The sequence below is a fragment of the Paraburkholderia sp. genome (genome assembly GCF_036488795.1).
In the GTDB taxonomy this organism is placed as follows: Bacteria; Pseudomonadota; Gammaproteobacteria; order Burkholderiales; family Burkholderiaceae; genus Paraburkholderia.
Genome location: NZ_DASXHA010000085.1, coordinates 43,797 through 50,609 on the forward strand (window position 1 = coordinate 43,797; position 6,813 = coordinate 50,609).

General features: G+C 61.2%; 7 protein-coding genes and 1 other RNA gene. 7 read left to right on the forward strand and 1 reads right to left on the reverse strand.

Annotated features, from left to right (window positions below; genetic code table 11):
• Nucleotides 1-184: 184 nt before the first annotated feature.
• The 4 genes from VGH41_RS11495 to VGH41_RS11510 all read left to right on the forward strand — a co-directional run bounded on the left by VGH41_RS11495 (nucleotide 185) and on the right by VGH41_RS11510 (nucleotide 3,300).
• Nucleotides 185-1,078 (forward strand): glutamate/aspartate ABC transporter substrate-binding protein, encoded by an 894-nt coding sequence (locus VGH41_RS11495; protein WP_331597544.1) that lies wholly within the window; start codon nucleotides 185-187, stop codon nucleotides 1,076-1,078.
• An 82-nt stretch (nucleotides 1,079-1,160) separates the two neighbouring features.
• Nucleotides 1,161-1,901 (forward strand): amino acid ABC transporter permease, encoded by a 741-nt coding sequence (locus VGH41_RS11500; RefSeq protein ID WP_331597545.1) that lies wholly within the window; start codon nucleotides 1,161-1,163, stop codon nucleotides 1,899-1,901.
• A complete protein-coding gene (gene gltK / locus VGH41_RS11505; protein WP_331597546.1) occupies nucleotides 1,901-2,578 on the forward strand; it encodes a glutamate/aspartate ABC transporter permease GltK in 678 nt (225 codons plus the stop codon). The genes VGH41_RS11500 and gltK overlap by 1 nt, the downstream gene beginning before the upstream one ends.
• Nucleotides 2,575-3,300, forward strand: coding sequence for an amino acid ABC transporter ATP-binding protein (locus tag VGH41_RS11510; protein WP_331597547.1), 726 nt, complete (start codon nucleotides 2,575-2,577; stop codon nucleotides 3,298-3,300). Before gltK ends, VGH41_RS11510 begins: the two co-directional genes overlap by 4 nt.
• Before the next feature lie 124 nt (nucleotides 3,301-3,424).
• Here the strand turns inward: VGH41_RS11510 and VGH41_RS11515 are convergent, their stop codons facing one another.
• The gene (locus VGH41_RS11515) at nucleotides 3,425-4,348 is read right to left on the reverse strand and encodes a class II glutamine amidotransferase (RefSeq protein WP_331597548.1); all 924 of its coding nucleotides are present in this window, start codon (nucleotides 4,346-4,348) and stop codon (nucleotides 3,425-3,427) included.
• Nucleotides 4,349-4,528: 180 nt separating this feature from the next.
• Between VGH41_RS11515 and pyrC the strand changes: the two genes are divergently transcribed.
• From pyrC to rnpB, 3 genes are all read left to right on the forward strand, one after another.
• Entirely contained in the window at nucleotides 4,529-5,587 is a 1,059-nt protein-coding gene (gene pyrC / locus VGH41_RS11520; RefSeq protein ID WP_331597549.1) for a dihydroorotase, read from the forward strand.
• Between the two features lie 14 nt (nucleotides 5,588-5,601).
• On the forward strand, nucleotides 5,602-6,444 hold the full coding sequence (locus VGH41_RS11525; RefSeq protein WP_331597550.1) for a DUF3025 domain-containing protein: 843 nt from the start codon (nucleotides 5,602-5,604) through the stop codon (nucleotides 6,442-6,444).
• Between the two features lie 103 nt (nucleotides 6,445-6,547).
• Nucleotides 6,548-6,813: RNase P RNA component class A (rnpB, locus tag VGH41_RS11530), an RNA gene on the forward strand; the annotation flags it as partial.

A 6,813-nucleotide genomic window follows, 5' to 3' on the forward strand; every position in this document is an offset into this window, starting at 1 on the left:
GCATCATCATGATGTTGCCCGTCTTTTTTATGGGCGCAAGATCCTGAGCCGTGAGACCAGAAACAAATGCCGGCCACGCCGTTTGTCGTCCAAAACCAACGTGGGGAAAAACCTGGCTTACAGTAATACTTTCAATCAGATTACTTTGCTAAACTGGCGCCGATTCTTGCCAAGGAGATCACTCATGAAAATTAAACAGGCTGCGCTGCTTCTCGCGACTCTCGGATTGATGACGGTTGGCGCGCACGCGCAGGAAGCCGGTACGCTGAAAAAGATCAAGGATACGGGCGTTATTTCGCTGGGTCATCGCGAATCGTCCATTCCGTTTTCCTATTACGACGACCAGCAAAACGTGATCGGATACTCGCAGGAGTTTTCGCTGAAGGTGGTTGAAGCCGTCAAGCAGAAGCTCAACATGCCGAACCTGAAAGTCAGGCTGACACCGGTCACATCGCAAAACCGCATTCCGCTGGTGCAGAACGGCACCGTCGACATCGAATGCGGCTCGACCACCAACAATGCCGAACGCCAGCAGCAGGCGGCCTTCTCGAACACCATTTTCGTGATCGGCACGCGGCTCATGACCAAGAAGGATTCGGGCATCAAGGACTGGTCCGACCTGAAGGGCAAGACCGTGGTTACCACGGCCGGCACGACCTCGGAACGTCTGTTACGCAAGATGAACCAGGACAAGAGCATGGGCATGAACATCATCAGCGCGAAAGATCACGGTGAGTCGTTCCTGACGCTCTCCACCGGCCGCGCCGCCGCGTTCATGATGGACGACGCGCTGCTCGCGGGCGAGCGCGCCAAATCGAGCGCGCCGGGCGACTTCGTGATCGTCGGCACGCCGCAGTCGCATGAGGCGTACGGCTGCATGATGCGCAAGAACGATCCCGAGTTCAAGAAGGTGGTGGACGACGCCATCGCCAAGGTGGAAACCTCCGGCGAAGCGGATCAGATCTACAAGAAGTGGTTCGAGTCGCCGATCCCGCCGAAGGGGCTCAACCTGAACTTCCCGGAAAGCGACGACATCAAGGCGCTCTTCAAGAACCCGAACGACAAGGCAATCGACTAACCCGTCGCCACCAGTTCAACGCATCGAACGAAACGGAAGGAGCCGCGCGCTTCTTCCGTTTCTTTTTGCTGGAGTCTTTGTCATGTCATATCACTGGAACTGGGGCATTCTGCTGAGTCCGGTTTCCACCGGCGAACCGACCACGTATCTCGGCTGGCTCATGTCGGGCTTCTGGGTGACGATCGTCGTGTCGCTTTCCGCATGGGTGATCGCGCTGATCGTCGGCTCGTGGTTCGGCGTGCTGCGCACCGTACCCAACCGTTTTCTGGCGGGTATCGGCACGCTGTACGTGGCGATTTTCCGCAACATTCCGCTGATCGTGCAGTTTTTCATCTGGTATCTGGTGATACCGGAACTGTTGCCGGTGTCGGTCGGAACGTGGTTCAAGCAACTACCGCCTGGCGCGCAGTTTTTCTCATCGTCCATTTTGTGTCTGGGCCTTTTCACCGCGGCACGCGTGTGCGAACAGGTGCGCTCGGGCATCAACGCGTTGCCGCGCGGTCAGCGTGCCGCCGGTCTCGCAATGGGCTTCACGCAATGGCAGACGTATCGTTACGTGCTGTTGCCGGTGGCCTACCGGATCATCGTGCCGCCGCTCACCTCCGAATTTCTGAACGTGTTCAAAAACTCCGCGGTGGCGTCGACCATCGGTTTGCTCGATCTTTCTGCGCAGGCACGCCAACTGGTCGACTACACGGCGCAGACCTACGAGTCGTTCATCGCGGTCACGCTGGCTTATGTGCTCATCAACCTGGTCGTGATGCAGTTGATGCGCTGGGTCGAACAGAAGAGCCGGCTGCCCGGCTATATCGGGGGCAAGTGATGCATCATTTCGACTGGAGCGGTATTCCCGGCGCGCTGCCCACGCTGTGGACCGGGGTGATCGTCACCTTCAAGATCACGTTGATCGCGATCGTGATCGGCATTGTCTGGGGCACCGTGCTCGCCATGATGCGGCTGTCGTCGTTCAAGCCATTCGCGTGGTTTGCGCGTGGGTACGTCACGGTGTTCCGTTCAATTCCGCTGGTGATGGTGCTGCTGTGGTTCTTCCTGATCGTGCCGCAGGTATTGCAGAACGTGCTTGGCCTGTCGCCGGAGATCGACATCCGGCTCGCGTCGGCCATGGTGGCGTTCTCGCTGTTCGAGGCCGCGTATTATTCGGAGATCATTCGCGCCGGCATTCAGGCGGTGCCGCGCGGCCAGATCAACGCGGCGTCGGCGCTCGGCATGAGCTACGCGCAGGCCATGCGCCTCGTGGTGCTGCCGCAGGCGTTTCGTGCCATGGTGCCGCTGCTGCTGACCCAGGCTATCGTATTGTTCCAGGACACGTCGCTCGTCTACGTGATCAGCCTCGCCGACTTTTTTCGCACCGCCACGAATATTGGCGACCGTGACGGCACGAACGTCGAAATGGTACTGTTCGCGGGCGCGTGTTATTTCGTGGTCTGCGTGATCGCGTCGAGCCTCGTCAAAGGTCTTCAGAAAAAGGTTGCAAGATGATTTCTATCAAGAACGTTTCGAAGTGGTACGGCCAGTTCCAGGTGCTGACCGACTGCACGACGGAAGTCAAAAAGGGTGAAGTGGTGGTGGTGTGCGGCCCGTCGGGCTCGGGCAAATCCACACTCATCAAGACGGTCAACGGCCTTGAACCCTTCCAGAAAGGCGAAATCACCATTGATGGCCAGTCGGTCGGCGACAAGAAGACCAATCTGTCGAAACTGCGCGCGAAAGTCGGCATGGTGTTCCAGCACTTCGAACTGTTTCCGCATCTGTCTATCACGGAAAATCTGACGCTCGCGCAGATCAAGGTGCTGGGCCGTTCGAAAGATGAAGCCGCGGCCAAGGCGCTGAAGCTGCTGGATCGCGTCGGCCTGCGCGCGCATGCGGACAAGTTTCCGGGGCAGCTGTCCGGCGGTCAGCAGCAGCGCGTGGCGATTGCGCGCGCGCTTTCCATGGACCCGATCGCGATGTTGTTCGACGAACCGACCTCGGCGCTCGATCCGGAGATGATCAACGAAGTGCTCGACGTGATGGTCGAACTTGCCCAGGAAGGCATGACCATGATGTGCGTCACGCACGAAATGGGCTTCGCGAAGAAGGTCGCGCACCGCGTGATCTTCATGGACAAGGGCTTGATTGTCGAAGACGATCGCAAGGAAGATTTCTTCGCCAATCCGAAGTCGGATCGGGCCAAGGATTTTCTGGCGAAGATCCTGCACTAAGGTTCCGGCTGGCAGCGTCTCCGCTGCGTGCCGCAACAACGAAAAAGCCGCTTCATTGACTGAAGCGGCTTTTTTTGCGCCTGGAAGAGCCCTCGGCGCGCAACGCGGCGAGCTCGACAGTTCATCAGGATTCGAATGCTGCCGCGTCATCCGCTGCTTCGACATCCAGTGTGACGGGTTGATTGTGCGCCGCCTGGCGTATCGTCGTGGCCGAAGCGGATGCGTCCATAGCGGGATTGCGCAGCTTCTCCAGCACGCAGGGCGGCACCGGCACATTGGCGCGGCCGGCCACGTCGCCATGCTGGAACATCAGCAGGTCGCCGGGCTGGAACGCGGTCCACACCTCGTTGTCCGTCAGCGGCTGCGTGGCGATCACCGCGACGCGGTCCTCGGGCGTGGTGTACTTGGCGAAATCGATGGACACGTCCGCGTCGACCAGATGCGCGGTGGAAAACGGCCAGCGCCGCACGAGGTAATGCAGATTGGTCGAGCAGTGCGCGAACAGCGCCTGGCCATTCGACATCAGAAAGTTGAACACGCCGAACTGCGTGATCTCGCGTGTCAGCGTTTCGAGCGCGGCGAACAGTTCATCGAGCGGCGGCTGCGAACCGGGAAAGGTCTTACGCAAACCTTGCAGCAACGCGCAGAAGGCCAGCTCGCTGTCCGTGGTGCCCACCGGTTGATAGACGCCGGTCAGAAACGGTGCATAGTTTTTCAGATCGCCGTTGTGGGCGAAGATCCAGTGACGGCCCCACAGTTCGCGCATGAACGGATGGCAGTTCTCCAGCTGGATGTGCCCTTGCGTCGCCTTGCGGATGTGCGCAATGGTGTTCTTCGACTTGATGGGATAGCGCTTGACCATCTCGGCAATCGGCGAGGTGGCCGACGATTGATGGTCGATGAACAGGCGGCAGGCCTTGTCTTCGAAGAAGGCGATACCCCAGCCGTCTGCATGATGATCGGTGACGCCGCCGCGCGCCGCAAAGCCGGTGAACGAGAACGTGACGTCCGTCGGCGCGGCGCAGTTCATTCCGAGAAGTTGGCACATGTTGCGGTTGCTAAGGCGGTGAACGGGGAGGACCCGTTACAATGACGATTTCCAAGCATATCACCGAGCCAGGCGCGTCAAATAGCTAATTTGGCGGGTGTTCAGGCCGCAATGTTGCGGTTTGTCCACGGGTTGTCTACGTCAATGCCGCTGCGGCGCCGGGTTCGTCAACTTCTCGCCATGACTGCTTCCACTTCCCTCAATTCCCTGACGCTGGCCCGCCCCGACGACTGGCACCTGCACGTGCGCGACGGTGCAATGCTCGCCGCAGTGCTGCCGCACACGGCACGCCAGTTCGGCCGCGCGATCATCATGCCGAACCTGAAGCCGCCGGTCACCACTACGGCCATGGCGCAGGCGTACCGTGAGCGCATCGTCGCCGCGATCCCGGCCGGCGTGACGTTCGAACCGCTGATGACGCTGTACCTGACGGACAACACGCCGCCCGACGAAATCCGCCGCGCGCGTGAAAGCGGCTTCGTGCATGGCGTAAAACTGTATCCGGCGGGCGCGACGACCAACTCCGACGCGGGCGTGACCGACATCATGAAGTGCGCGAAAACGCTGGAAGTCATGCAGGAAACCGGCATGCCGCTTCTCGTGCACGGCGAAGTGACCGACGCTTCGATTGATCTGTTCGACCGCGAGAAGGTGTTCATCGACCGCGTGATGACACCGCTGCGCCGCGCATTCCCGGCGCTGAAGGTGGTCTTCGAGCACATCACGACCAAGGATGCGGTGGACTACATCCGCGAAGCCGGGGCGTCCCCCGAGCTACTGGGCGCGACCATCACCGCGCATCATCTGCTGTACAACCGCAACGCGATTTTCCAGGGTGGCATTCGTCCGCACTACTACTGCTTGCCGGTGTTGAAGCGCGAGACGCATCGCGTGGCGCTGGTTGAGGCCGCAACGTCCGGCAATCCGCGCTTCTTCCTCGGCACAGATAGCGCGCCGCATCCGAAGGGGCTCAAGGAGCACGCGTGCGGTTGCGCAGGTTGCTATACGGCGCTGCATGCACTCGAACTGTACGCGGAGGCGTTCGATCAGGCGGGCGCGCTCGACAAGCTGGAAGGCTTCGCGAGTTTCTTCGGCGCTGACTTCTATGGCCTGCCGCGCAGCAGCGAGCAGGTGACGCTGGTTCGCGAGCAGTGGACCCTGCCGGCCGAACTGCCGGTCGGCGATACACCGGTCGTGCCGCTGCGTGGCGGCGAGCCGATCAACTGGCGGCAGCTTTGAGGTAGAGGCGGGTGGTGGGGCAAAGCAGCAACCCGGCGGCTCCTGTATGCAAGCCCGGCTTTGCCGAGATCGACTGGTCGACCCCGTGGTTTGCGCAATTTGCCGCGCGTGGTGCGCGTTGGCAGCAGGCCGCGCTGAGCAGCTACGGCGAACTGCTGGGCGAAATGAATGCCGACGCGCTTCAGTCTCTCCAGACTACCGGGCGCGGCGAGCGGCTCGCTTTCATCGCCCAGGACGATCTGCCGCCCGGCGCCGCGTACGAAGCGCATATTGCGTCGACCGGCTGCGTACCGACCCGCCACAACCTGCACGACTTCTTCAATGCGTCGGTGTGGTTCGCGTTCCCGCGTATCAAGGCGGCGCTGAATGCGCGGCAAGCAGCGGCCATCGACGCGCTGGGAGTCGGTCCGACGCGCGGCGGCATCCGTGATGCGCTGACCCTCTTCGACGAAAACGCGCTGTTATTTGCGTGCGCCGATCCTTCGTTGAGCACCGCGTTGCGTCACTTCGACTGGCAGACCTTACTGGTCGCGAACCGCGCGGCGTGGGGGGGTCGATGCGAAGTGCGCTGCTTCGGCCACGCGTTGCTGGAAAAGCTGATCGCCCCTTATAAGGCTTGCACCGGACATGCGTGGATTGTCGAGGTGCCCGGCGACTACTTCACATGGACCGTCGCGGCACGCGACGCGTGGCTCGACGAAGCAGTCAGCCGCGCGTTGACGAAGACGCCCGAATTGACGAGCCGCCTGTTCGCACCACTGCCGGTGCTCGGTATTCCCGGGTGGTGGGCCGCCAACGAAGCGCGCTCGTTCTATGACGATACGGCGGTATTTCGCACGGGGCGCCGTACCCGCTGACGAGGCGGGTGCGGCAAGGACACTCCTCTTGCTGGACCTCCATCCATTTGTTTCAGGCACCGGACCGGCGGGACGTCTGCGGGGTGTTAAAATCGCGCCCAGCAAAGCAGGCCAGGCAGTCGCGGCCTCTACGGCTTCGGCCAGAGAGGGCGAGGAAAGTCCGGACTCCACAGGGCAGGGTGATGGCTAACGGCCATCCGTGGTGACACGCGGAACAGGGCAACAGAAAGCAAACCGCCGATGGCCCGGCGCAAGTCGGGATCAGGTAAGGGTGAAACGGTGCGGTAAGAGCGCACCGCGGCTGCTGCGAGGCAGACCGGCACGGTAACCTCCACCCGGAGCAATTCCAAGTAGGCAGGCGCGCATCTT